General features: G+C 69.5%; 17 protein-coding genes. 7 read left to right on the top strand and 10 right to left on the bottom strand.

Features of this window, described 5'->3' with window-relative positions; translation table 11 throughout:
* Nucleotides 1-87 precede the first annotated feature (87 nt).
* From HNR30_RS19050 to HNR30_RS19040, 3 genes are all read left to right on the top strand, one after another.
* Nucleotides 88-795: an SDR family NAD(P)-dependent oxidoreductase gene (locus HNR30_RS19050; protein ID WP_181611263.1), complete on the top strand. Its 708-nt coding sequence runs from the start codon at nucleotides 88-90 to the stop codon at nucleotides 793-795.
* Nucleotides 796-827: 32 nt separating this feature from the next.
* Nucleotides 828-2,579 (top strand): acetyl/propionyl/methylcrotonyl-CoA carboxylase subunit alpha, encoded by a 1,752-nt coding sequence (locus HNR30_RS19045; protein ID WP_181611262.1) that lies wholly within the window; start codon nucleotides 828-830, stop codon nucleotides 2,577-2,579.
* A 73-nt stretch (nucleotides 2,580-2,652) separates the two neighbouring features.
* Nucleotides 2,653-4,023: a hypothetical protein gene (locus tag HNR30_RS19040; RefSeq protein ID WP_181611261.1), complete on the top strand. Its 1,371-nt coding sequence runs from the start codon at nucleotides 2,653-2,655 to the stop codon at nucleotides 4,021-4,023.
* 184 nt (nucleotides 4,024-4,207) lie between these two features.
* Here HNR30_RS19040 and HNR30_RS19035 read toward each other — a convergent pair whose 3' ends face one another.
* The 3 genes from HNR30_RS19035 to HNR30_RS19025 all read right to left on the bottom strand — a co-directional run bounded on the left by HNR30_RS19035 (nucleotide 4,208) and on the right by HNR30_RS19025 (nucleotide 9,207).
* Nucleotides 4,208-5,191, bottom strand: a complete 984-nt coding sequence (locus HNR30_RS19035; protein WP_181611260.1) for a LacI family DNA-binding transcriptional regulator — start codon at nucleotides 5,189-5,191, stop codon at nucleotides 4,208-4,210.
* Complete coding sequence (locus HNR30_RS19030; protein ID WP_181611259.1) at nucleotides 5,188-7,836, bottom strand: glycoside hydrolase family 3 protein; 2,649 nt, start codon at nucleotides 7,834-7,836, stop codon at nucleotides 5,188-5,190. Before HNR30_RS19030 ends, HNR30_RS19035 begins: the two co-directional genes overlap by 4 nt.
* 195 nt (nucleotides 7,837-8,031) lie before the next feature.
* Nucleotides 8,032-9,207: an ROK family transcriptional regulator gene (locus tag HNR30_RS19025; RefSeq protein ID WP_181611258.1), complete on the bottom strand. Its 1,176-nt coding sequence runs from the start codon at nucleotides 9,205-9,207 to the stop codon at nucleotides 8,032-8,034.
* A gap of 212 nt (nucleotides 9,208-9,419) precedes the next feature.
* On the opposite strand from HNR30_RS19025, the gene HNR30_RS19020 reads away from it, so the two are divergent.
* Genes HNR30_RS19020 through HNR30_RS19010 form a run of 3 tightly spaced genes read left to right on the top strand, consistent with a single transcriptional unit; the run spans nucleotide 9,420 to nucleotide 12,977 of the window.
* Nucleotides 9,420-11,057: an extracellular solute-binding protein gene (locus HNR30_RS19020; protein WP_181611257.1), complete on the top strand. Its 1,638-nt coding sequence runs from the start codon at nucleotides 9,420-9,422 to the stop codon at nucleotides 11,055-11,057.
* On the top strand, nucleotides 11,050-12,060 hold the full coding sequence (locus HNR30_RS19015; RefSeq protein ID WP_312894497.1) for an ABC transporter permease: 1,011 nt from the start codon (nucleotides 11,050-11,052) through the stop codon (nucleotides 12,058-12,060). Before HNR30_RS19020 ends, HNR30_RS19015 begins: the two co-directional genes overlap by 8 nt.
* Nucleotides 12,057-12,977: a carbohydrate ABC transporter permease gene (locus HNR30_RS19010; protein WP_181611256.1), complete on the top strand. Its 921-nt coding sequence runs from the start codon at nucleotides 12,057-12,059 to the stop codon at nucleotides 12,975-12,977. Before HNR30_RS19015 ends, HNR30_RS19010 begins: the two co-directional genes overlap by 4 nt.
* Nucleotides 12,978-13,021: 44 nt before the next feature.
* Here HNR30_RS19010 and HNR30_RS19005 read toward each other — a convergent pair whose 3' ends face one another.
* A complete protein-coding gene (locus HNR30_RS19005) occupies nucleotides 13,022-13,750 on the bottom strand; it encodes an HpcH/HpaI aldolase family protein (protein WP_181611255.1) in 729 nt (242 codons plus the stop codon).
* Nucleotides 13,751-13,850: 100 nt separating this feature from the next.
* On the bottom strand, nucleotides 13,851-17,057 hold the full coding sequence (locus HNR30_RS19000; protein ID WP_181611254.1) for a cellulose binding domain-containing protein: 3,207 nt from the start codon (nucleotides 17,055-17,057) through the stop codon (nucleotides 13,851-13,853).
* Nucleotides 17,058-17,221: 164 nt separating this feature from the next.
* Between HNR30_RS19000 and HNR30_RS18995 the strand changes: the two genes are divergently transcribed.
* Nucleotides 17,222-18,103 carry an AEC family transporter gene (locus HNR30_RS18995; protein WP_181611253.1) on the top strand — a complete coding sequence of 294 codons (882 nt, stop codon included), beginning with the start codon at nucleotides 17,222-17,224 and terminating at the stop codon, nucleotides 18,101-18,103.
* Here the strand turns inward: HNR30_RS18995 and HNR30_RS18990 are convergent.
* From HNR30_RS18990 to HNR30_RS18970, 5 genes are read right to left on the bottom strand one after another with little or no spacing between them, the layout of a single operon-like run.
* A complete protein-coding gene (locus HNR30_RS18990) occupies nucleotides 18,092-20,899 on the bottom strand; it encodes a glycoside hydrolase family 3 C-terminal domain-containing protein (RefSeq protein WP_181611252.1) in 2,808 nt (935 codons plus the stop codon). The genes HNR30_RS18995 and HNR30_RS18990 overlap by 12 nt on opposite strands.
* Nucleotides 20,896-21,708 carry a carbohydrate ABC transporter permease gene (locus tag HNR30_RS18985; RefSeq protein WP_181611251.1) on the bottom strand — a complete coding sequence of 271 codons (813 nt, stop codon included), beginning with the start codon at nucleotides 21,706-21,708 and terminating at the stop codon, nucleotides 20,896-20,898. The genes HNR30_RS18990 and HNR30_RS18985 overlap by 4 nt, the downstream gene beginning before the upstream one ends.
* On the bottom strand, nucleotides 21,705-22,523 hold the full coding sequence (locus tag HNR30_RS18980) for a carbohydrate ABC transporter permease (RefSeq protein ID WP_246378879.1): 819 nt from the start codon (nucleotides 22,521-22,523) through the stop codon (nucleotides 21,705-21,707). Before HNR30_RS18980 ends, HNR30_RS18985 begins: the two co-directional genes overlap by 4 nt.
* Nucleotides 22,513-23,817 carry an ABC transporter substrate-binding protein gene (locus HNR30_RS18975; protein WP_312894495.1) on the bottom strand — a complete coding sequence of 435 codons (1,305 nt, stop codon included), beginning with the start codon at nucleotides 23,815-23,817 and terminating at the stop codon, nucleotides 22,513-22,515. Before HNR30_RS18975 ends, HNR30_RS18980 begins: the two co-directional genes overlap by 11 nt.
* A complete protein-coding gene (locus HNR30_RS18970; RefSeq protein WP_246378878.1) occupies nucleotides 23,814-25,877 on the bottom strand; it encodes a TIM-barrel domain-containing protein in 2,064 nt (687 codons plus the stop codon). Before HNR30_RS18970 ends, HNR30_RS18975 begins: the two co-directional genes overlap by 4 nt.
* Nucleotides 25,878-25,917: the final 40 nt, after the last annotated feature.

Genomic DNA, 25,917 nt, shown 5'->3' with positions numbered 1-25,917 from the left:
GATAGGTCTCGGATCAAGGCATCGCCCGGCGATATAGCGAGCGGCTATGGTCTTCCAGAGGATTATTCGGATCTATGGGGAGCAACTGTGCGCGAGGTTGTGGTGACCGGCGGGGGCACGGGGATCGGGCTGGCGATCGCGAAGGCGTTCGCCGAGCTCGGCGACAGCGTGACCGTCACCGGACGCCGCGAGCACGTGCTGAAGGAGACGGGTTTCCCCTACGTCGCCTTCAACGCCGCCAGCCCCGTCGCGGTCAACGACGCGCTCGGCCGGCTGCCGGTGAAGGTCGACGTGCTCGTCAACAACGCGGGCGGCAACACCAACCTCGACAGGGCCGACTCCGACGACCTCATGGACGTCGCCGAGTCGTGGTGGGCCAATCTCAACGCCAACCTGCTGTCGGCGGTGCTGGTCACCAAGGCGCTCCAGCGCCGGATCAGCGACGGCGGCCGCATCATCTCCATCGGCTCGATCGCCGCGCGCGGCACCGGGTCGGGTTCGTACGGCGCGGCCAAGGCAGCCCTGGAGGCCTGGACCGCGGACGTGGCGGCCGAGCTGGGCCCCAGGGGTGTCACCGCCAACGTGATCTCCCCCGGCCTGGTCGTGGAGACCGAGTTCTTCAAGGGACGCCTGACGGACGAGGGCATCAAGCGACGAGTCGAGGGCACTCGCAACGGCAGAGCGGGCACGCCGTCGGACGTGGCCGGCACCGCCGTCTTCCTCGCCTCGCCCGGCGCCCGGCATGTGACCGGACAGGTGGTCCACGTCAATGGTGGCGCTTACCTGGGTCGTTAGACTCGATCCGGGTCAATCGGGAAGGGAAGAACGTGCGTAAGGTTCTGATCGCGAATCGCGGCGAGATCGCCGTGCGGGTGGCCCGTGCCTGCAAGGACGCCGGGATCGCCAGCGTGGCCGTCTACGCCGACCAGGACCTGGACTCCCTGCACGCAAAGGTCGCCGACGAGGCGCACGCGCTGGGCGGCCAGTCTCCCGCTGAGACCTACCTCGACGTCGCCAAGCTGCTGAAGATCGCCCAGCAGACCGGGGCCGACGCCGTCCACCCGGGCTACGGCTTCCTGGCCGAGAACGCCGGCTTCGCCCAGGCGGTGATCGACGCCGGGCTGACCTGGATCGGCCCGCCGCCGAGCGCCATCGCGGCGCTGGGCGACAAGGTCCAGGCGCGGCACATCGCGCAGAAGGTGGGCGCGCCCCTGGTGGCCGGCACCAAGGACCCGGTGGCGGGTGCCGAGGAGGTGGTGGCCTTCGCGCAGGAGCACGGGCTGCCCATCGCCATCAAGGCGGCCTACGGCGGCGGTGGCCGCGGCCTGAAGGTGGCCAGGACGATCGAGGAGATCCCCGAGCTGTTCGACAGCGCGGTGCGCGAGGCGGTCACCGCCTTCGGCCGGGGCGAGTGCTTCGTGGAGCGCTACCTCGACAAGCCGCGCCACGTGGAGACCCAGTGCCTGGCCGACGCCCACGGCAACGTCGTGGTGGTCAGCACCCGTGACTGCTCGCTGCAGCGGCGCCACCAGAAGCTGGTGGAGGAGGCGCCCGCGCCCTTCCTCGACCAGGAGCAGCTCGACCTGCTCTACACCAGTTCCAAGGCCATCCTGCGGGAGGCCGGCTACGTGGGTGCCGGCACCTGCGAGTTCCTGGTCGGCCAGGACGGCACGATCTCCTTCCTGGAGGTCAACACCCGCCTGCAGGTCGAGCACCCGGTGACCGAGGAGGTGGCCGGCGTCGACCTGGTGCGCGAGATGTTCCGCGTCGCCGAGGGCGAGGAGCTCGGCTACGACGACCCGCGGCTGCGCGGCCACTCGATCGAGTTCCGGATCAACGCCGAGGACGCAGGGCGCGGCTTCCTGCCCGCCCCCGGCACGCTGACCGCGATGCGGGCGCCGAGCGGCCCGGGGGTGCGCCTCGACTCCGGTTACGAGTCCGGGATGACCGTGCCGCAGACCTTCGACTCCCTGATCGCCAAGCTGATCGTCACCGGGCGCACCCGCGCGGAGGCGCTGGAGCGCTCGCGCCGGGCGCTGGCCGAGTTCGAGATCGAGGGCATGCCCACGGTCCTGCCCTTCCACCGCGTGATCGTCGAGGACCCCGCGTTCACGGGCGAGCCCTTCTCCGTGCACACCCGCTGGATCGAGACCGAGTTCGACAACCGGATCGAGCCCTACGCGGGCGAGGTCGACACCGCCGAGGCCGAGCCGCGCGAGCGGGTGACGGTCGAGGTGGGCGGCAAGCGGCTCGAGGTCGTGCTCCCCGCGGGCTTCGGCGTCGCCCGCACCGCTCAGCCCTCAGCGAACAAGAGCCCGAGGCGCGCGGCGACCGGCGGCAGGAAAGCCGGCGCCGTGAGCGGCGACGCCCTGGTCACGCCCATGCAGGGCACCATCGTCAAGGTGGTCGCCTCCGACGGCGACACCGTGGCCGAGGGTGACACGGTCGTGGTCCTCGAAGCGATGAAGATGGAGCAACCCCTGACGGCGCACAAGTCCGGCACCATCACCGGCCTCGACGCGGCCGTCGGTCAGACCGTGACGGCTGGCGCGGCTATCTGCGAGATCAAGGACGTATAGCAGGTAAGTTCGGTGGAGGAGGAACTTTGCCGATCGCCGGTTCGTCCCTATGGGCGAAGGAGGCTAGCTGCCGATGACCCACTCGCTGCGCCGGGCAGGGGCCGCGCTCGTTGCGCTGCTCGCCGGGCTGTTCGCTGTTCTCGCATTCCAACCAGCGGCCCACGCCGCCGCGCTTCCCGATGCCACCGCCGTGATGGCCGAATGGAAGTCGGGCGACCCGCTCTACGTCGACTCCGGATCACCGCTCAGCGGTGACCAGCAGTCCGACATCACCAACGACTTCAAGGACGCCAGCTCCAAGATCTACGGTGTCGCCGTGGCCGACGGCGCCGCGACCGAGGCCGAGGCCGGCGCCTTCATCCAGACCCTGGGCAAGGAGCTCGACGCGGCCGGACGCCCCGACGCGACGATCGCCATGTTCGTCGGCACGCGGATGTACGCCGACTCGACGGTGGTCAACCAGGCCACCCTCAACCGCATCCAGGGCCTGGCCATCCAGAACGCCGGCGGCGACTTCGCCAAGGGCATCGCTGAGTGGACCGAGCGCGTCGACCTGGCCGCTGCGGGCAAGACCCGCTCGGCTCTGAGCTCGAGCCCGGTCAGCGGCGGCGGTGGCGGCTCCGGCGTGCTGATCGCGCTCGGCGCCCTGGCCGTGGTCGGCGGCGGCGGTTACTTCCTCTACTCGCGCAACGCCAAGAAGAAGCGCCTGGAGCAGGAGGCCCGCGACCTGGCCGCGGTCAAGTCCACCGTGGAGGAGGACGTCACCAAGTTCGGTGAGGAGATCACCGCGCTCGACACCGACGTCACCCTTCAGGGCGAGGGCGGCCAGCACATCGGCGAATGGCAGCAGGCCCTCGACTCCTACGAGCGGGCCAAGACCCAGCTCGCCGCGGTCACCAAGGCCGACCAGATCCGCGAGGTCACCCAGACGCTCGAGGACGGCCGCTACGCGCTGGCCGTGGTGAAGGCCAAGGTCGCCAACGAGCCGATCCCCGAGCGCCGCGCTCCCTGTTTCTTCAACCCGCAGCACGGCCCGTCCGTGCGCGACGTGCGCTGGGCCCCGCCCGGCGGCGCCGTGCGCGAGGTGCCGGCCTGCGCCATGGACGCCCAGGCGGTCGAGCAGGGCTACGACCCGCAGCCGCGTGAGGTCATGGTCCACGGCCAGCGCGTGCCCTACTACAACGCGGGCCCGGCCTACCAGCCCTACGCCTACGGCTACTACGGCGGCTTCGGCGACGTCATGACCGGCATGTTCATCGGCACGATGATGGGCTCCATGATGTTCGGCGGCATGGGCATGGGCGGTTACGGCGCCGGCTACGCCGACGGCGCGGCCGCCGGTGACATGGGTGGCGGAGACTTCGGCGGCGACGCCGGCGGCTGGGGTGACTTCGGCGGCGGAGGCGACTTCGGCGGCGGAGACTTCGGCGGCGGCGACTGGTAAGCAGTCTCGCGGGAAGGGGGGCACCCGACGGGTGCACCCCTTCTTATTTGCCCACTTTCTCCGCAATTCCGTGGGACGCCGCGCCTGCTGCTGGGCGGCCACCTGACGAACCTCACCGGCCGCTCCCTCAGCGGCGAGCCGTGGCCGTAGGTGAACGTGCCGTGCCCGCCGCGCTGATCGCGATCTACGCCCTCCTGTAGGTGAGCCTGGGCTGGAGCAGGGTCGAGGCGGGCACCTGGCGGCCTTCGAGCTTCTCCATCAGCAGCCGCACCGCCTCCCTGCCGACCTCCTCGGCGGGGATCAGCACCGAGGCGAGCCGGGCGCGGTCGGCGATGTCGTCGGGGCAGATCGCCACGACCTCCAACTGCCTGTCGAGCTCGCGCAGGGTGGCCAGGACGTGCCCGACGGCCGCCTCGTTGTGCACCACCAGGCCGGTGACCTGAGGATGGTCGGCCAGGAGCTGCTTGACGGTGACACGGACGTCGTCGAAACCCTCCTCGCAGGGCAGCGCGACGCCGGACAGGCCCCGTGCCTCGATCGCGTCGGCGAAGCCGGAGCGGGTGCGGCGGGCGAAGCCGGTGCCGCGCTCGTAGACCACGGCGGGGGCGCCGAGCAGGGCGATCTCGCGATGGCCGCGGCCCGCCAGGTGCGCCACGCACAGCTTGCCCGCTGCCTCGAAGTCGAGGTCGACGCAGGTCAGCCCGGCCGAGTCGGCGGGGAAGCCGATCAGCACGGTCGGTTCCGACAGCTCGCGCAGCACCGGCACGCGCTCGTCGTGCTCCTCTATGTCCATCAGGATCAGGCCGTCGACCAGGGCGCTGGCGGCGGCACGGCGGATGCCGTCGGTGCCCTCGTCCGCGGTCAGCAGCAGCACGTCGTGGTCGAAGCTGCGGGCGGCGGTGACCACGGAGGTGGCGAACTGCATCAGCACCGGCACGTGCATGCCCGCGCGCAGCGGCAGCACCAGCGCGATCACGTTGGCCCGCTTGCTGGCCAGGGCCCGCGCGCCGGCGTTGGGGTGGTAGCCGAGCGCGCGCACGCTGTCGAGCACGCGGCGGCGGGTCTCGGCGGAGATCGCCCGCTTGCCGCTCAGCACGTAGGAGACCGTGCTCACCGCGACGCCCGCGTGCCGGGCGACCTCGGCGATCGTCACATCCCTGCCCTTCATGCGAAGCACAGCCCGCGCACGGTGATCCCGCAGTTTTCCAGCACGACATAAAGGTCGTGCACACCCTCGTATTCGGCAAGTGCGGACCTGCTCACCACGGCCTCGTACCGGTCGGTTCTGGGCACGGGGAAGGAGGCCAGCACCTGACCGCCCAGCGGATCGTCGCGGCGCAGCGTGATGACGCCGCCCTCGGTGCTGCCCGCCTCGATCTCGCACCTTCTGGCGCCCTTGAGGTCGACCTGGCGGAAGCGGACCCAGGCGCCGTCCGCCTCCGCCTTGACGGCCTCACCGCGCTCCCTGGAGGCCGCCACGAAGGTGATCGCGTCGTAGTCGTCGTGGTCCACCGCGTCCAGAGGTCCCGTGCGCGGCGGGACCACCTCGCCCGCGACGTCGAAGCGGGCGCTCAGGCGCAGGTCGGTGGCGCTGCGGCCGACCATGAGCTGGTGCGGTGCGCTCTCCACGACGAACCTGCCGCGGGTGACGTCCCAGAAGGCGAGCTCGTCGATCCGGAAGGCGACCGACACCGTACGGCTCTCGCCGGGCGCCAGCCGTACCCTCGCGAATCTGCGCAGCTTGCGCTGGGGCTGCTTGACGCGGGAGACCCGCTGGCGCGAGTAGAACTGGACGACCTCGCCGCCCTCGCGCGAGCCGGTGTTGGTGACGGTCACGCTCGCCCTGATCTCGTCGGCGGTGGTGGTCACGACCAGGCCGGAGTAGTCGAAGGTCGTGTAGGACAGGCCGTGGCCGAAGGGGTAGAGCGGGGTGCCCAGGTAGTACAGGTAGGTGGCGTCGGCGGTGATGATGTCGTAGTCGAGCAGGTCGGGCAGCTCGCAGGCGTCCCTGTACCAGGTCTGGGTGAGGCGGCCCTCGGGTTCCGCGTCGCCGAAGAGCACGTCGGCCAGCGCGTTGCCGTACTCCTGTCCGCCGTGCGCGGACCAGACGGCGGCGCGCTCGGCTCCGGTCCAGGTGAACGGGTAGCCGCTGCTGATCACCAGCACGGTGTCGGGGTTGGCGGCGGCGACCGCCTTCAGCACGGCCTGCTGCGCCTGCGGCAGCGCCAGGTCGGAGCGGTCCTCGGTCTCGCGGCCGTTGACCAGCGGGTGGTCACCGGTGACCACGATCGCGACGTCGGCGTCCCTGGCCACCTCCGCCGCCTGCTCGGCCCCGTTGACGAGCACCTCGACGGTGAGCGGCAGCGGGTCCTCCTGGAGTCCTCCGGCGCCGACGTAGCGGCCGGTCGACAGGTTGCGCAGCGAACGGCCGACCCAGCGGAAGGTCTGGCGCACCTCCCAGCCGTTGGGCCCCGGCTGGTCGGCGATCAGCTGGCCGTCCTCGGTCGCGCCCAGGAACCGCCCGGTGGCCACGGACCGCAGCGCCAGCGCGCCGCCGCCCCAGTCGAACACGTCGAAGTAGCCCAGCTCGGGTCCGTCCTCGACGGCGAGCCTGATCCGGTCGACGCCCTCGCAGAAGACGGCCGCGTCCAGCCCCTTCCTGGCGGTGACGGCGTACGGCAGGCTGCCGGAGTACCAGTCCTCCATGAGCGTGTCGCCGAGCTGGCCGATCACCGCGATCCTGGCGGTGCGCGCCAGGGGCAGTAAGCCGTCGTTGTGCAGCAGCACCATCGAGCGCCGCGCGGCCTCGCGGGCCAGCTCCTGGTGCTCAGGGCTGTTGACCACGTCCTCGCCGATGTGGTCGTACGGCGTGGCGGGGTCGAACTCGCCGAGGCGGAACCTGATCGACAACGCGTGCCGTACCGCGACGTCGAGGTCGTCCTCGGTGAGCAGGCCGCGGGCGAGGGCGTCGGCGATGTGGTCCAGGGTGTCCTGCGGGCGGTCGTCGTCCTGGGTGAAGCTGTCGAGCCCCGCCTTGATCGCGTGGGCGTAGGCCTCGGCCGCGTCGTCGTGGTAGGCCTGCAGCCCGGTCAGGTTGCCGGGGGCGTAGGCGTCGCTCACCACGTGGATGTCGTCGGGCGCCCAGGCGCGCAGGATCTCGTTGATCAGCGGGCTGAGGTGGGCGGGCCGGCCGTTGACCAGGTTGTAGGAGGGCATGACCGCCACCGCGGCGCCGCTCTCCAGGGCCGGGCGGTAGCAGGGCAGCTCGTACTCGTGCAGCACCCTGGGGGGCAGGTTGCTGCTGGTCACGCAGCGGTCGGTCTCGTTGTTGTAGCCGAGGAAGTGCTTGAGCGTGGGGGCCGTCCGCATCACGGGAGCGCTCCCACGAAGCCCGCGGGCGTACGCCTCGCCCATGAGCCCGGTCAGCCACGGGTCCTCCGAGTAGCCCTCCTCGTTGCGTCCCCATCTCGGGTCGCGCAGCGGGTTCACCACGGGCGCCCACACGTTGCGCCCCGCACCCTTGTGGCGGAAGGCGACGACCTCTTCGCCGGTCGCCTCCCCCACCCTGGCGACCAGGTCCGGGTCCCAGGTGCTGGCCAGGCCGACGGCCTGCGGGAAGACGGTGGCCTGGCCGAGCCAGGCCAGGCCGTGCAGCGCCTCGGTGCCCGTGCGGTAGGCGTCGATGCCGAGACGGTCGATGGGGGGCTGGTACTGGTGCAGCAACGCGATCTTCTCCGGCACGGTGAGCCGGGCCATCAGGTCGGCCATGCGCTCGGCGAGGGGGAGATCGGGGTCGCGGAACGTCTCGTTCATCGTCATCCTCTTGTCGAAGCGCTTCGACGGCCCATGTCGAAGCGCTTCGATCGGTTGCCGGAGAGGTTTCTGGGGGATTTCGCGGTGTTTCAAGAAGGGTGCACCCCTCCGTGGCGAAGGTCAAGAGCCGGGGAGGGTCCGTGCGGGCGAGCAGCCAGGACCCGGCGGCCGAGCCCTCCGCCCGCCCGCCGTGGGTCAGGTGACCGAGGGCAGGCGGCCGGAGTCGACGGAGTCGAGCACGCGGGCCGCTCCCCCGAGCGCGGCGGCGTCGAGCCCGAGCGAGGAGGCGACCACCGTCACCTCCGGCGCGATGGCCCTGGCACGCAGCTCCGTCTCGAGCGCGGGCAGCAGCCAGGGCGCCAGCGGCACGTAGAAGCCGCCCAGCACCACCACCGACGGGTTGAGCAGGTTGGCGACGATGGCCACGCCCTTGCCGAGGTTGCTCCCGACGCTCTCGATCCGGGCGATCGTGGCAGCGTCGCCCGCACCCGCCAGGCGCTCGATCTCCTCGACCTCGGCGCCGGAGACGGTGTCGAGCAGGGCGCCGATGCCGGCCATCGCCTCCAGGCAGCCCACCCGGCCGCACCTGCAGGCCGGACCTGAGGCGTCGAGCTGGATGTGGCCGATCTCGCCGCTGAAGCCGAGCGCGCCGCGCCGCAGGGCGCCGTCCATGATGACGCCGGCGCCCACACCGATCTCGCCGGTCAGGTAGACCAGGTCGGTGGCACCCGCGTGCTCGCCGAACCGTTGCTCGGCCAGGGCCGCGAGGTTGGCGTCGTTGTCGACCTGGATCGGGAAGCCGGGGTCGCGCAGGGCCTTGGCCAGGTCTCCGCCGAGGTCGAGGTCGCGCCAGCCGAGGTTGGGCGCCAGCCGTACGGCCCCCTGGGCGTCGATCAGGCCGGGCACCGCCACCGTGAGCCCCAGCACCTGGCGGTTCTGCTTGGCCATGCGGGCGACCACGCGCCTGATGATCGCGGCGACGGCCGCGATACCCTCGCCGACGTGCTGCCCCGCCTCGAAGGCGCGTCGCCACGACAGCAGCCGCTCGCCGCCCAGCCCGACGGCGACGGCGCTCACGTAGCCGACGTTGATCTCCACCCCGATGGCGGCGTACGGCGCGCCGTCGAGCATCAGCATGATCGCCGGCCTGCCCACCCGGTTCTCGGTCAGCCCGATCTCGCGGACCAGCCGTCGCTCGATGAGGTCGGCCACGAGGCTGGAGACCGTCGCCTTGTTGAGGCCGGTCCCCGCCGCGATGTCGGCCCGCGAGCACGGCGCATGGTCGCGGACGAAGCGCAGGACCACCGAGAGGTTGGTGGCGCGGACGTCGGCGAAGTCAGCCGGCTGCGGATCGATGTTCGATGTGATCAAAGCCGCCCCCACTCCGGATCCGCCCCATCATGCCTCATGACTGCCCCATACCGTGAACATGGAGTCCGCCGAAACGCCGCATCGCGCTCCCGTCATCAATCTGTGACCGCTGCCACACCTTGTGGCCAGTCTGACACTGAACTAATTTGTTTGGCTATCAGACGAACTAACTCTATCGGGTCCCCTGCTCGAGAACCAGAAGGGAGCGCGCCGTGACATCGTCCTCGAAGGGCGCGATCAACCGCCGCGGCTTTCTCACCCTTGCCGGACTCTCCGCGTTCGCCGCTGCCTGCGGCGGCACCGCGCCGGTCTCGCGCAAGGGCTCCGGCACCGCCGAGGCGGTGGACAAGCTGACCCAGCTGCTGCCCAAGCACATCCCCTACGCGGGTGTGAAGCCCGACGTCAGCAACCCCGTCTCGATCGGCTACACCTCCTACCCGCAGACCCTGGTCAAGGCGATCCCCGAGGTGCCGGGCAAGGGCAGCACCTTCACCGCGATGACGCCCCTGTGGGGACCGCCGCCGCCGGTGCCCAACGAGTACTACGACGGCGTCAACAAGGCGCTCGGCGCCACCGTCAAGCTCAACATCGTCGACGGCAACGCCTACGTCGACAAGCTCGGCCCCATGCTGGCCGCGGGCAACGTGCCGGAGATCACCGCCGTGCCCGGCTGGAACGTACAGGCCCTGGCCGACTTCGACCGCACCGTCGACCGGCTCTTCGCCGACCTCGGCCCCTACCTGTCCGGCGACAAGTCGGCCGCCTACCCGATGCTCGCCAACATCAGCGAGGAGGCGTGGGCCTTCGGCGTGTGGAACGGCAAGCTCATGTCGATCCCGCACCCCGGCCAGAGCCCGGCCCGCGTGACGTACTACCGCAAGGACATCTTCGACAAGCTCGGCGTGCAGCCGTGGAACACCGCCGACGAGCTCTTCGAGCTGGGCAAGAAGATCACCGACGCCAAGCAGAAGCGCTGGGCCTTCGGCGGCATCCACCAGGAGATCGAGCGGGCCTTCCGCGCTCCCAGCAGCTGGAGGCTGGAGGGCGGCAAGCTGCTCCACAAGTTCGAGACCAAGGAGTACGCCGACGCCATCGCCTTCATCCGCAAGCTCTACGAGGCCGAGCTCGTGCACCCGACGATCGTCGCGCAGGGCTACACCTCCCCGGCCGGCAAGGAGCTGTTCGAGGGCGGCCAGGCCGTCATCACCGACGACGGCTTCGGCGCCTGGCACGAGGCCGTGACGCGCCAGGCGCCGGTCAACCCCGACTTCGTGATGAGCCCGCACTACTGGACCCACGACGGCGGCCAGCCGTTCGGCTGGTACCAGGAGCCGGCGTGGATGTACCTGTTCCTGCGCAAGGATCTGCCCAAGGAGAAGATCGAGGAGGTCCTGCGCATCCTCAACTGGTTCGGCTCGCCGATCGGCACCGAGGAGTACCACCTGTGGCGCTACGGCGTGAAGGACGTGCACTACACGCAGAAGCCCGGTGAGTTCCCCGCCTACACCAAGAAGGGCCAGCAGGAGTCGCAGCCACCGACCTTCTTCTTCCTCTCCAGCCAGGTCGAGCCCGACAGCGAGTACTTCCCCGGCTACATCAAGGCCGCCGGCGACCTCAAGCTGGCCTGGTACAACAGCCGCGAGAAGTACCCCTTCGAGGGCATCCGCAAGCAGGACCCCTCCAAGCTGGCCGCCGCGCAGCAGCCCACCGAGGACAAGGTCCGCGACGTGGTCAAGGGGCGCCGCCCGCTGGAGGACCTGGCCAAGATCGTCCAGGAGTGGCGTGACGCCGGCGGCGAAGAGGCACGCACCTTCTTCATGAAGGTCCTCAAGGACAACGGCCGTGTCTGATCGTCGTGCGGTTCCCGTGGCCGAGCGCAGCCCGGCCACGGGGACGACCCCTGCACGCCCGCGGGACAGGCGCGAGCGCCGCCGCCCCAGCCAGTCGTCGTTCCTCAGCCGCCTGCGCAGGGACTGGCAGCTGCTCCTGATGGTCGTGCCCGCGCTCGGCCTGCTCGGGCTCTTCCACTACGTGCCGACGTTGTGGAACATGATCGCCTTCCTCGACTACACCCCGATCGACGGCATCGCCAACAGCCCGTACGTCGGGTGGGGCAACTTCGTCTATCTCATGGGCGAGCCCGCCTTCTGGCACGCCGTCGGCAACACGGTGACGATCACCGCTTTCCAGCTGGTCTTCTACTTCCCGGCGCCGATCGCCCTGGCCATCCTGCTCAACAGCGTGCTGCGTCCCAGGCTGCGTGCGGTCATCCAGAACATCGTCTACCTGCCGCACTTCTTCTCGTGGGTGCTGGTGGTCACGGTCTTCCAGCAGATGATCGGAGGCGCGGGACTCACGGCGCAGGTGATGCGCGACTGGGGCATGAGCCCGATCGACCTGATGACCAACCCCGACACCTTCATCGGACTGGTCACCGTCCAGGCGATCTGGAAGGACGCCGGCTGGGGGATGATCATCTTCCTCGCCGCGCTCAGCACGATCAACCCCAACCTCTACGAGGCCGCCGCCGTCGACGGGGCCAGCCGTTGGCAGCGCCTGTGGCACATCACCCTGCCGGGCCTGCGCCCGGTCATCGTGCTCCTGCTCATCCTGCGCCTGGGCGACGCCCTCAACGTGGGATTCGAGCAGTTCATCCTCCAGCGCGACGCGGTCGGAGCGGGAGCCGCCGAGGTGCTCGACACCTACGTCTACTGGCTGGGCCTGCTGACCGGCGACTGGAGCATCGGCGCCGCGGCCGGGCTGTTCAAGGGAGTCGTCGGCCTCATCCTGATTCTGGTCGCGAACAAAGTCGCCCACAAGCTCGGCGAGCAGGGGATCTACCAACGATCATGAGCACTGTCACGCAAACCTCACTCCGGCCCGTCTGGGACGAGGAACCCTCGCTGCTCGGGAAGATCGGCAAGGCTCTGGCCCTGGCCCTCGTGACGCTCGCCGTCCTCTTCCCCCTCTACATCGTGGTGCTGACCAGCATCTCCTCCGCCCAAGCGATCAACGAGGCGGGCGGACTGGTCATCGTGCCGAACGGCTTCAGCTTCGACGCCTACGCCGAGGTGCTCGGCGGCGGGGTCGTGCTGAAGGCGCTGACGGTCAGCATCGGGATCACCGTGGTGGGGACGGCGCTGAGCCTGTCGGTCACCGCCATGGCCGCCTACGGCCTGTCGCGGCCCGGCTCGCTCCTGCACCGGCCGCTGCTGTTCGCCGTGCTGATCACGTTCCTGTTCGGGCCGGGCATCATCCCGTCGTACATCATGGTCTACAGCCTCGGGCTGCTCGACAGCTACGCGTCGCTGATCCTGCCCGCCGCGATCTCCGCGTTCAACCTCGTGGTGCTGCGGGCGTTCTTCATGGCCATCCCCGGCGAGGTGATCGAGAGCGCCAGGATCGAGGGGGCGACCGACTTCCAGATCTTCCGCAAGATCGTGCTGCCGCTGTCGAAGGCGGCGCTGGCCGTGATCGGGCTGTTCTACGCCGTGGCGTACTGGAACGCCTTCTTCAACGCGCTGCTCTACCTCAACGACAGCGGCAAGTGGCCGCTGCAGCTGGTCCTGCGGACCTACATCCTGCAGGGCCAGCCCATGCAGACCGCCTCGGGGGTCATGGACGCCAGCGGGCTGGGCCTCTCGGCGGTGCCGGTGACCTCGGTCAGGATGGCGGTGCTGGTGCTCGCGATGATCCCGGTGGTGCTCATCTACCCGTTCATCCAGCGCCACTTCATCAAGGGTGTGATCATCGGCGCCGTCAAGGGCTGAGACCTCGTACGGCTCCCGCGTGGTGGCGGGAGCCGTACACGTTTCTAGCGCCTGGCCCGGTCGAGGTGGGCGGCGGCGGCCTGCTCCAGGTGCGACAGGTCGCCGGAGATGGTGGCGAAGACGAATCCCTCGGCCAGGCGGCGGGCGGCCACCTCGCCCGTCGGGGTGTGGATGCCCGCCGCCACCCCGCTCGCGGCGGCGGCCTTGCGGATCCGTTCCAGTGCCTGCTCGAAGACGTCGGCGATGGCCGGGTCGCCGGGATAGGCGCCGCCCAGGGCCAGGGAGAGGTCGGAGGGGCCGATGTAGACGCCGTCGAGGCCGGGCACGGCGCAGATCTCCTCGACGGAGGCGAGCGCCCTGGGGGTCTCGATCATGGCGACGACGGTGACGTTCTCGTTGACGTCGGCCGGTTTCGGACGTGTTCCCGCAGGGTCGCGCATGGGGCCATAGGAGCGGGTGCCGAGGGGCGGGAAGCGGGCGGCGGCGACGGCGGCCGCCGCGTCCGAGGCCGAGTCGATCAGCGGGATGATGACGCCGCGTGCCCCCGCGTCCAGGGCGCGGCCGATCGGGGTGGGGTTGTTGGCCTCGACCCGCACCAGGCCCGCGCATCCCGCGAGCTCGATGGCCATGAGGCCGGCCAGCAGCCCTTGCTGGTCGATGAAGCCGTGTTGCCCGTCGAGCACGACGTAGTCGTAGCCCAGCCGGGCGATGCGTTCTGTGGCCACGGGGGCGTCCAGGGCGATCCAGTAGCCGATGGACTTTGCGGTGAACATGCAGGGATAAATCCCCGCATGTTCACCGGCTAAGCGAGTACGGCCGGCACCGAGCGAAGCCTGCGGAAGGCCGGCGCCGGCCGTACGTCCAGCGAACCCCTTACGCCGGCGTGCAGGTCGGCGTGGGGTTGGTGTTGGCGTTCGACCAGGCTCCGTTGAAGCCGAAGCTCGTCGAACCGTTCACGGCGACGGCGCCGTTGTAGGACAGGTTCCTGGCCGTCACGTTCGCACCGGTCTGCACGAGGTCGGCGCTCCAGTGGCTGGTGACGGTCTGGCCGTTGGCATAGGTCCAGGTCACGGTCCAGCCGGTCATGGCGACCGAGCCGGTGTTGGCCACCGTGACGTTGGCGCCGAAGCCGCCGGGCCACTCGTTGTTCTTGGTGTAGGTGGCGGTGCAGGCCTTGCCTGTGCCTCCCTGCGAGGTGGTGAAGGTGACCGGGTCGGAGGCGGTCGAGACGTTGCCCGCCGCGTCCTTGGCCCTGACGGTGTAGGTGTAGGCGGTGCTGGGCGACAGCCCGGTGGCGGTGAACGAGGTCGTCGTCGTGGAGCCGGCCAGCGTGCTGCCCCGGTAGACGTCGTAACCCGTCACCGCGACGTTGTCGGTCGAGGCCGTCCAGGTCAGCGTCGCGCCCGACGAGGTGACCGCCGACGCCACCGGGGTGCCCGGCTTGGTCGGCGCCTGCGTGTCGGTGCCGGAGGTGGTGGTGAAGGTGACCCCGTCGGAGGCCACCGAGGTGTTGCCCGCCGCGTCCTTGGCCCTGACCGTGAAGGTGTAGGCGGTGGCCGGCGACAGGCCCGTCGCGGTGAACGAGGTCGCGGTCGTGGAGCCGGCCAGCGTACTGCCCCGGTAGACGTCGTAACCCGTCACCGCGACGTTGTCGGTCGAGGCCGTCCAGGTCAGCGTCGCGCCCGACGAGGTGACCGCCGACGCCACCGGGGTGCCCGGCTTGGTCGGCGCCTGCGTGTCGGTCTGGGTGCCCGACGGGTCGCCGTAGATGATGCCGCGGCCGTTGGTGCCCAGGTAGACGCGCCCGTAGACACGCGGGTCGCCGGTCAGCGCCTCGCCCATGTTGGCGTACTGGTGCTGGTCGTCGTTGATACGCACCCAGGAGGTGCCGCCGTCGTTGGAGCGGAACAGCCCGTGCACCCCGTCGATCATGCCGACCAGGTAGACGGCCATGTACGAGGCGCCCGTGGCGGCCTTGCCGAAGCCGATGTTCTCGGCGGCGGTGACGTTGGACAGGCGGGTGAAGCTGGTCCCGCCGTCGGTCGACTTCCACACGCCGTAGGTGATGCCGTTGTTGTACTGCCCCGTCGAGGGCGATCCCGCGACGATCCAGACGTGGCCCGCCTGGCCCGGCACCGTCTTGAAGCGGACCGTGGTGGTGGTCGCGCCCTCGACGCCCCATCCGGCGCCGCCGGTGGGCAGGCCGGTCGCGGCGGTCTGGGTGAAGGTCGCGCCGTTGTTGGTGCTGACGTAGAACTTGCCGCCGTGGTAGCCGTAGAACCTGCCCGCGGTCACGCGGTCGGCGCGGACCTGGGCTCCGGTGGGCAGGCCGGAGACGGCCGTCCAGGAGCTGCCGAGGGTGGTGGAGTAGTGCGGGGCGGCGCCGCCCGGCGCCCAGACGATGGATCCCGCGTTGGCCGAGATGGCCACGTAGCCGCCGCCGGTGATGCCGCCCGGCTCGCCGTTGGCCTGCCACCAGTTGGCGCCGCCGTCGGTCGAGACGCCCAGGTGGGTGACGCCGGTCTCGCTGGTGTCGCCGACGCGCACGATCGTGGAGGGCGACAGTTCCGCGTAGTCCATGCTGCGCGTGGTGACGTGCAGCGGGGTGCGGTACATCATCGACGGGACGGCGTCGAGCGAGGTGTGGCGGAAGCCGCCGATGTCACCGACCGCCGAGAGCAGGTTGGCGCCGGTGGGCGGGCTGATCAGGTCGAGCACGGCGGTCTCTTCGAGGCCGGCGATGAACGGCTTGATCGTGATCTGCTGGTTGTTGTCCCACTTGAGCAGGTCGGTGGTGCCGTAGATCGTCGCGCCGGTGCCGTACAGCAGGCGGTTGGAGTCGAACGGGTCGATCTCCATGGCCTCGGTCATCCAGCCCAGCTTGGGGTCGACCTCGGGCTGCTGCGACTGCTTGCCCATGGTCAGCCACGGGTGCGAGGAGATGTCCTGGGTGTAGCGGAAGGTGCGGCTGGGGTAGCCGTTCCAGTCCCAGATCCTGGTCCAGGTGGCGCCGCTGTCGGTGGAGCGGAAGATGATGTTGTCGGGCCACCAGGAGACCTGCGAGGCGACCATGATGGTCGAGGGGTCCTGCCGGTCGATGGTGAAGCCGCTGAAGCCGTAGTAGCGGTCGGCGTCGGGGGTCGGGGTGATCTCCGTCCACACGCCGGTGGCGGTGGTGAGCCGCCAGACCTCGCCGTCCTCGTTGATGTAGGGACCGCCGGTGTCGCCGGTGGCCAGGTAGAGGTAGCCGTTGACGTGGTCGAGCACGCCCTTGTGCGGCACGTATCCGGTGGGCTGGCCGGCGACGCGGGTCCAGGTCGCTCCGGCGTCGGTCGACTTGTAGAGGTTGTTCTCCTTGTCGGCGACGCCCGCGTAGATCGTCTGGGTGGCGTTGCCCGCCGTGCCGGTGCGCGGGTCGAAGGTGATCCAGGGGATGCCCTGGGTCATCGTGTTGTAGTTGTACTGCGTGTCGTTGGGGTCCTGGGCGAAGTTGCCGACGTTCGGGAAGCTGGTGACCTTGGCCCAGGTCACGCCGTAGTCGGTCGACCTCCACAGGCCGTTGGCGTTCGCGGTGCCGTAGTAGATGATGTTGTTCTTGTTGGGGTCGATCGCCAGGCGCTCGCCCATGCCGCGGCCGGGCATGTTGCCGCTGCCCTTGAAGGGCAGCTCGGTCACGGCCCAGGTGGCGCCGCGGTTGGTCGAGCGCAGGATCGCGCCGTTCCTGGCGTCCCAGTCGTTGGTGTACATGCCGGCGGCGACGTAGACGCGGTTGGGGTCCACCGGGTCGGTGGCGACGCTGACGCCACCCATGCGGTTCCAGGTGTCCCAGCCGGCGATCCCGTCCATGAGGGGGATCCACTTGCCCGTGGCCTTGTCCCAGCGGTAGACGCCGCCGATGTCGGTCCGGGCGTAGATGAGGTCCTTCTCCTTCTGGTTGAACACGATGCCGGGGACGAAGCCGCCCCCGCCGATGTTCACGTTCTTGAAGGTGTACGGCTCGGCGGCGACGGCCATCGCCGGGCTCTGCGGGACGGTGATCAGCCAGGCGAGTACGAGCAGGGCTAAGAGTGCTCTGCGCATCTGTGTGGGTCCTCTCGGAGGCGTGCGAAAGACCGGTTCCGGGACCCTGACCGTCGCCGTACGCCGGCGCGTAACTGCTGCACACCGAGGTTCACATAGGGGCAAGATCTGGTCAATAGTTTGTTTTGAAAACCAACTATTACCAGGTTGATAGGGTTTGGCGGGTGCAATCGATCCTTGCCGCTTTTGTCCCGATCTGGACTCTCGGTTTCCTCGGATGGGCGGCGAGCCGTAGCAAGCGGGTACCCGCACCCGCCCAGGGCGTCTTCACCTGGTTCACCTTCAACCTGGCCATGCCGGCGGTGCTGTTCACCACGCTGAGCCGTACCGACCTCGCCGAGGTGCGTTTCGAGCCGCTGGCCGCCTTCGCCGCCGCCACCGCGGTCGTCGCCGGCGTGATGCTGCTCGTGCTCAAGGGCAGGCTGCACGAGCGGATCGTGGGCACGATGGCCGCGTCGTACGTCAACGCGGGCAACCTGGGCCTGCCGGTGGCGCTCTACCTGCTGAACGACGTCACGTTCGCGCTCTCGGTGATGCTCTTCCAGATCATGGTGATGTCTCCCCCGATCTTCATGGCGCTCGGCTCCGAGAAACGGTTCTCGTGGGCGCCGCTGCGCACGCCGAACATGGTCGCCGCGGCGCTGGGCCTGGCGGTGGCGGCCACCGGCCTGGAGCTGCCCGAAGTGATCGCGGGCACGCTCGACTCCCTCGGCGGGGCCGCCGTACCGCTGGCGGTTTTCGCCCTGGGCATGTCTCTCGACGTGCCCAGGGCGGAGCTGAGCCGCCTGCGCCCGGTGAGCCTGGTGGTGGCCGTCAAGCTCCTGGCTCACCCGGCCCTCGCCTTCCTCATCGGGCGCTTCGTGCTCAGACTCGACACGGCGGCGCTGATGTCGGCGGTGGTCTTCGCGGCGCTCCCAACCGCTCAGAACACCTTCGTCTACGCCACCGTGTACGGCAGGCCGGCCGGTCTGGCCAGGGACGCCATCCTCGTGTCGAGCCTGCTGTCCCTGGCGACCGTGCCGTTGCTGGCGCTGCTACTTCAGTGAGAAGGAGCTGAGCCTCACCCCCTCCGACAGCACCAGGCGCAGGTCACCGCTCCCGGCCCTGACCGCGGCGGAGACGGTGCTCCACTCGGCCGAGGAGACGCTCACGGTGCCGATCAGGGTGGTGCCCCGGCGGACCTCGATGGTGCCTGTCCCGGCCGCCAGGGCGGTGAAGGCCGCTCCGAAGCGCGCCTTGGTGAAGGAGATCGTGCCGGGCCCGGCGACAGCGTCGCCCCGCAGCAGGGTCTCCGGCACGAACTTCACACCGGCGTAGGTGTCGAAGTCCATCGCCCGCGTCGTCGCCGTCAGATCGCGCGGCGGCACGACCTCGCCCCTGACCTGGAGCGTGGTGCGCTGCCTGATCCGCTCGGAGGACGAGCCGACGAGGACGTCATGCGTGGCCTGTTCGACGATCCACCTGTTGCGCGTCTGGTCCCAGGTGGAGAAGTCGACGGTGAAGGTGACGGTCTTCGACTCGCCGGGCCTGAGCGACACCCGCTGGAAGCCCCTCAGCTGCTTGTCCGGCTGCTTGAAGCGGGACTCCTGCTGGCTGGTGTAGAGCTGGACCACCTCGTCGCCCGCGACCCTGCCGGTGTTGGTGACCTTGACGCTCACCTGGTTCCCCTGCGCCTTCAGGCCCTGGTAGCCGAAGGTGGTGTACGACAAACCATGGCCGAAGGGGTAGAGGGTCGGCTGGCGGTTGTAGAGATAGGTCATGCCGGTCGCGGCGATGTCGTAGTTCAGGATGCTCGGCAGGTCGTCGGTGGAGTACCAGGTCTGGGTGAGCCGCCCGGCCGGGTTGACCGCGCCGAAGAGCACGTCGGCGACGGCGTGGCCGGTCTCGGCGCCCGCGTGCGTGGTCCACAGCAGGTTCGGGGTGTCGACGATGACCGGGTAGCTGGTCTCCAGGACGACCACGGTGCGCGGATTGGCCTTGCGCACCGCCTCGATCAGGCGCTTCTGACCGTCGCCGAGCCGCAGGTCGTCACGGTCGTGGAACTCGCGGGCGTAGACGAACGGGTGGCTGCCGACGACCACGACGGCGACGTCCTTGGACGCGGCCTGCCTGGCCGCCTCGGCGATGCCGTCGACGAGGACCTCCTTGGCGAAGCGCGCGGCCTGGTCCTTGGTGCCCATGCCGAGCACGCCGTCGGCGCCGACGGTCACATAGGGCTCGTCGATCCAGAACCAGCCCTCGTCGATCTCGTAGCCCTCGTACTTGACCAGGTAGCTGCCGTCGGCCTGCTTCTCCAGGGCGAACTGCTGCTGCACGTACCAGCCGTCGGGGTTGTCGGCCACGGTGTTGAACGGTCCCCAGTTGCCGCCGAGCAGCTTGCCGTTGCCCACGTTGCGCAGGGTCGAGACCGGGCCCGTCCAGTCGGTGAGGTCCCACTCGGACAGGGCGGTGCGGTCGGCCACGACGACGTTGCCGTCGGTCGCGGTGACGTACTTGCCGGTGTCGAGGTGCTTGAGGGCGATGCGCTCCAGGCCGGTGCCCGTGCTCACGTCCGCGACCTTCTCCTTGACGCCCGCGAGCGGCGTCACCTGGTAGGTCGGCTGCCCGCCGTACCAGTCGCGGTGCAGCGCGTCGGCCAGCGGCCCGACGACGGCGGCCGACGACGGGTTCTTGAGCGGCAGCAGGCCGGAGTTCTTCAGCAGCACCGCCGCCTTGCCCGCGGTCTCCCGGTTGAGCGCGCGGTGGGCGGGGCTGTCGACGACGTCCTTGGTGATCTTCTTGTACGGCCCGCCGTCGGGGTCGAAGTGGCCCAGCCGGGTCCTGATGGTCAGCGCGCTGCGCACCGAGTCGTCGACGTCGGCCTCGGTGAGCAGGCCCTTGGCGAGCGCCTCCTTGAGGATGTCGATCATCGGCTGGGCGCGGTTGTCGTCGATGGTGAAGCTGTCCAGGCCCTGCTTGATCACGGCGGCGAAGGCTTCGGGCTTGGTGGCGAAGTACTGCTGGTAGTCGGTCAGCGAGTGGGGCGCCCATGCGTCGCTGACGTTGTAGAGCCTCTGGTCGGTCCAGGAGCGGACCTCGGCGTTCAGGTCGGCGTCGACGTGGGTGGGGCGCCCGTTGACCTTGTTGTAGGAGGCCATCACACCGGTGGCGGCGTTCGCGGAGATCGCCGTCCTGAACGCCTGCTGGTAGTACTCCTTCTCGATGCGCGGCGTGAGGTCGGACGACTCCAGGCCGCGGCGGTTCTCGTTGTTGTAGGCGTAGTAGTGCTTGAGCACCGGCGCGACCTTCAGGTGGGCGGGGTCGTCGCCCTGCAGGCCCTTGCCGTACGCGGTCGAGATGGCCCCGGTGAGCAGGGCGTCCTCGGAGTAGCCCTCCTCGTTGCGCCCGGCGCGCGGGTCGCGCAGCAGGTCGACCACGGGCGCCCAGGCCTGCAGGCCCCACAGGTCCGGGTTCTCGCTGTTGAGGCCGCGCAGCTCGTCGCCGACGGCCGAGCCCACGCGCTGGATCAGCGCGGGGTCCCAGGTGGAGCCGAGGCCGAGCGCCTGCGGGAAGACGGTCCCGCCGGCGATCTTCTGCTTCCAGCCGTCGTTCTGGTCGTTGGACCAGCCGACGCCGTGCAGCGCCTCGGTGCCGTTCTTGTGGAAGGCGATGCCCAGCCGCGGGATGGCCGCCTGGGCCTGGTGCAGCAGGGCGAGCTTCTCGTCGAGCGTGAGCCGCCCGAGCAGGTCGTCGACGCGTTCGGCGACCGGCCTGGACGGGTCCTGGAAGGGGAGGCCGGGGTCGGCCGCCCCGGTGAGGAGGGTGGATAACAGGCAGGCCGCGACAAGCGTGCGTCTGATCACTTGATGGCTCCTACGGTGATGCCACGGGTGAGTGTGCGCTGGAAGAGCAGGAAGAAGACGACGGCGGGAACGATGCCGAGCAGGGCGGAGGCGCTGGAGGTGGTGGCGTCCATGAACTTCTCGCCCTGCAGGACGGCCAGCGAGACCGGGACGGTCTGCAGGTCGTTGGAGACCAGGAAGATGAGCGGCAGGAAGAACTCGTTCCAGGTCCAGATGAAGAAGAAGATCAGCAGCACGGCCAGGGTGGGACGGCTGATCGGCACCACGACCCGCATGAGGACCGTGAAGCGCCCGGCCCCGTCCATGGAGGCCGCCTCGATCAGTTCGCGCGGGAACTGGCCCAGGACGGCGCTGAGCAGATAGGTACCGAACGCCGCCTGGACGACCGTGAAGATGATGATCATGGCGAGGTGGGTGTCGTAGAGCCCCACCTCGCGGGCCAGGTAGAACAGCGGGAAGACCAGCGCCTCCTGCGGCAGCGTGTTGCCGACCAGGAAGAGCACCAGCACCCACAGGCGCCCCTTGATCCGGCCGATGCCCAGCGCGTAGGCGTTGAGCACCGACAGCACCACGGCCAGCACCGCCACCGAGGCGCTGATCAGGAAGCTGTTCCAGATCTTCTCCCCGAAGTCGACCCGGAACCAGAAGTCCACCAGGCCCTTGAAGTAGAGCTCGGAAGGCAGGCTGAACGGCCCGTTGGTGCTGTAGTCGGCGGGCGACTTGACCGCGTTCAGCGCCACCAGCACGAACGGGAAGATCATGGCCCCGGCCAGGGTGAAGAGGGCGACCATCAACGATCCGCGTCTCATGGCCGCTCCTGGGCGCGCAGGAACAGGGCGGTCACCACGACGATGACGAGGGCGAGCACGGTCGCGATCGCCGAGCCGTACCCGACGTCGAGCTTGGTGAAGAAGTTGAGGTAGGAGAAGTACGACGGCACCAGGGTCGCGTCGGAAGGCCCGCCCCGGGTCAGCACGAAGATCGGGCCGAACACCTTCAGCGCGGCGATCGTGCACGTCGCCAGCACCACGAAGATCTCCGGCCGCAGCTGCGGCAGCGTGATGTTCCAGAAGCGCCGCCACCAGCCGGCGCCGTCGATCGAAGCGGCCTCGCCCAGAGCGGGATCGATGCGCCCCAGCCCGGCCATGAAGATCACCAGCGGATACCCGAGCTGGAACCACACCATGACGGCCATCACCGTGGCCAGCGCGGTGTCCGGGTTGCCGAGCCAGTCCACCTTCAGACCGTGCTCCGGGTGCAGCATCCAGCGCCACACCACGCCGGCCACCGCGACCGGCAGCACCTGCGGCAGGTAGTACAACGCCCGCAGCACCACCGACGAGCGGCCGCGCAGGTCGAACAGGACCGCCGCCAGCACCAGGCCGAGGACGGTCGGCACCACCGCCATCGCCAGGATGAGCGCCACGTTGTTCTGGAAGGACGCCCAGAAACGTTCGTCCTCCAGCAGCCGCGCGTAGTTGTCGAGCCCGGCCCAGCGCGGAGTTCCCACTCCCGACCACTTGGTGAAGCTCGCCGCGATGTTCATCAGGAAGGGCCCGACGATCACCACGGCGAACAGCACCAGGCTCGGGAGCAGGTACAGCCACCAGCGTCTAGTTGCCAAGGCTTTCGAGGTTCTCTTGGTAGGGCTTGGCCAGCTCGTCGAGGACCGCGGCGGGCTCGGCCTTGCCGTTGATCAGCTTCTGCACCCCGCCCACGAGCACGTCGTAGTAGCCGGGCGCGGGCCAGTCGGGGTAGAACGCCAGGCCGCTGGAGACCTTGCCGAAGGTCTCGATGAGCTCCTTGGACTTGGCGTCGGTGATCGCGCTCGCCTCGGCGGCGACGGGCAGTCCGCCGGAGTTGCCCATGATGTTCTGGATCTCGGGGCTCATCGTGATGTCGATGAAGTCGTAGGCCAGATCCTTGTTCCTCGCCTTCTCCGGCACCACCCAGAGGTTGCCGCCCGAGCCCGGGTGCAGCGTGTTGCCGGGGAAGGGGAAGATGCCCCACTCGAAGTCCTTGACCGTGGACTGCACGCGGCCGTACCACCAGCTGCCGGAGATCATGATGGGGAACTTGCCGCCCATGAACGCCACACCCATGTCCTCGGCCACCAGGCCGGCCGAGTTCTTGGCGACGTAACCCTTCTTCACCCAGTCCGCGTAGGTCGTGGCGGCATGGGTGAACTGCGGTCCGTGGAAGTCGACCGTGCCCTTGTAGGACTGGTAGGCGTCCACCCAGGCCTTGTCGGCCTTCGACAACGCCAGGGAGTAGAAGATCTGCTGGGCGGGGTACTCCTGGCCCGAGTTGGCGATCGGGGTGACGCCCTTGGCGACGAAGGCGTCGAGCGCCTTGACGAGCTCGTCGTAGGTGGTCGGCACCTGGACGCCGTGCTTGTCGAACAGGGCCTTGTTGTAATAGGCCATCACGAACTCGCCGTAGTTCGTCACGCCGTACCACTTGCCCGAGCCCATCACGCCGCGCTCGTCGTACATGGAGGTGGTCTGCAGGCCGCCGGGGAGCTTCTTGTCCCAGCCGCGCTTGGTCACCTCCGCGGACATGTCGGTCAGCAGGCCCTGCTTGGACAGCAGGCCCGTGGTGGCGTTGCCCTTGTTGAACTCCATCACGTCGGGCGCCGAGTCGGAGTTGAGCGCCAGGCTCGCGGTCTTCTGCAGCTGCTCGAAGCTCTGCTGCTCGAACTTGACCGTCACGCCGGGGTGGGTGGCCTCGAACTTCTTGACGGCCTCGGCCCAGGCCTTGCCCATCGCGCCGTCGGCCGATTCGTAGTGCCAGAGGGTCAGCGTCCTGGGTGCCGCGCCTCCCGACGCGCTGCCCGAGGCGGCGGGCTGGGGGTCTCCTGCGTCGGCTCCGCAGCCGACCAGGGCGAGGGCCAGTACGGCAACTGCTATGCGTCTCACGGTGTCTCCTCGATGACGGCGCCGCTCCTGACGTAGAGCGGGATCTGGTCCAGGGGCTTGGTGACCTGGACGTAGCGCCCCCCGATGAGCACTTCGCGGGTCCAGTAGTCGACCCACTCCCCGTGCGGCAGGTACACCTGGCGCGTGCCCTCCGGGGAGATCATCGGCGCGACCAGCAGGTCGCGCCCGAGCAGGTATTCGAGGTCGGCCTGCCAGCTGACCGGGTCCTCCGGGTAGTCGACGCAGAGCGCGCGCATCATCGGCGCGCCGGTCTCGGCGGCCTCGCGTGCGGCCTTGAGTATGTACGGCATGAGCCGGTAGCGCAGCTTGAGCGCGGCGATCGCCTCGGCCTCGACCTCGGGGAACTCCCACGGCTCGCGGGTGGTGGTGCCGTGCAGCCGCAGCAGCGGCGACAGCGCCCCGAACTGGGTCCAGCGCACGTACAGGTCGTCGGTGGGCCGCCCGGTGAAGCCGCCCGCGTCGTGGCTCCAGAACGGGATGCCCGACAGCCCGTGCGCCAGGCCGCCCCTGATGGTGCTGCCCATGGCGGCGTAGCTGGTGTAGATGTCGCCGCTCCACTGGGCCGCGTGCCGCTGCCCGCCCAGGAAGCTGGAGCGCGCCCAGACCAGGGTGTGCCCGTGCACCTCGTGGGTGACCTCGGCGACGACGTCGTTGAAGAGCAGGGTGTAGACGTTGTGCAGCTCGGTGCCCGTCATGCCGTTGAAGGCCACCGCGTCGTGCGGCACGCCCTCGGCGAAGTCGGTCTTGAAGACCTGCACGCCCTGCTGGAGCAGGGGGCGCAGCTGGTCCTTGAACCAGGTGACGGCGTCGGGGTTGGTGAAGTCGACGATCGCGCAGGCCGGGAAGGAACCGTGCCAGCAGTCGGCGACGTACGGCTCGCCGCCGGGCGTCTTCAGGAAGAACTCCGAGATCTCGGAGAAGACGGGCGACAGGTGGGAGATGTAGGGGTTCATCCAGAGGCAGACCTTGAAGCCCATCTCGTCGAGCTCGCGCAGCATCGCGGTCGGGTCGGGAAAGCGCTCGGCGTCCCAGCGCAGGTCCGACCAGTGGCCCTCGGTCTGCCAGTAGGTGTCGAGATGCAGCACGTCGCAGGGGATGTCCTTCTCCCTGATCGTGCGGGCGCGGCCGAGCACGCGCTCCTGGGAGTCGACGAAGAAGCCCGAGGAGATCCAGGTGCCGAAGGCCCAGTCAGGCGGGAGGGCGGGGCGGCAGGTGATGCCGTCGAAGCGGTCGAGGATCTGGGGCGGGGTCGGCCCGGCGATCACGTAGTAGTCGATCAGGTCGTCGGGGACGACGATCTGCACGGTGCTGTGGGTGGTCTGGCAGACGTCGAACTCGGTGGGCATGCCGCTGTCGACCGCGATGCCGTACCCCCTGCTCGACAGGTAGAAGGGCACGTTCTTGTAGGCGCGCTGGGACTCGGCGCCGAAGGCGTCGAAGTTCCACATGAGCGGGCGCTGGCCTCGCTTGTCGAGCGGGGTGAACGACTCGCCGAAGCCGCTGAAGGCCTCGTCGGGGCCGGCGGCGAAGCTCTCGTGGTAGGCGACGGTGCCGCCGTCGACGCTGGAGCGGCCGAAGGGCAGGGTGCGCAGGCGTCCGCTGATGTCGGTATGGCCGCCGTCCTGCTCGACCAGCAATCTTCCTGTTGCGTCAGTGAAGCGCAGGTGCCACGGCGACAGCGTGATCTCCGCCCTGAGGGAGCCCGCGTCCACCGTGACCCGGTCCTCGTGGACCTCCACCCTGGCGTCCGGGTAGTCGCCCGGCGTCACCATGGAGATCGCGCGCGCCGAGCGGGTGCGGGCCTCGGCGTCCTGCGCCAGCCGTACCCTGATCACCCCTTCGCCGGCCACGCCCACCTGGACCACCAGGGTCTCCTCGGCGGAGGTGCTCCCCTTCAGGGTCACCCCGGCGTCGTCGGCGGCCACCACCTCGGCGGTGCTCACGGCGGACAGACCCTCTTCACCGTGCGCGCGCACCGGTAGCTCGGGCGGGTCGGCCACGAAGTACTCGCGCGCGACCAGAGGAGGGCGGTAGGGCATGACGGCTCCTTCACAGCGGGCTCTTCTCTCAATTAGTTTG

Source organism: Nonomuraea soli (genome assembly GCF_013761175.1).
In the GTDB taxonomy this organism is placed as follows: Bacteria; Actinomycetota; Actinomycetes; order Streptosporangiales; family Streptosporangiaceae; genus Nonomuraea; species Nonomuraea soli.
Note: the sequence above shows the minus strand (reverse complement) of the source record. Positions and strands in the feature narration are given on the sequence as shown.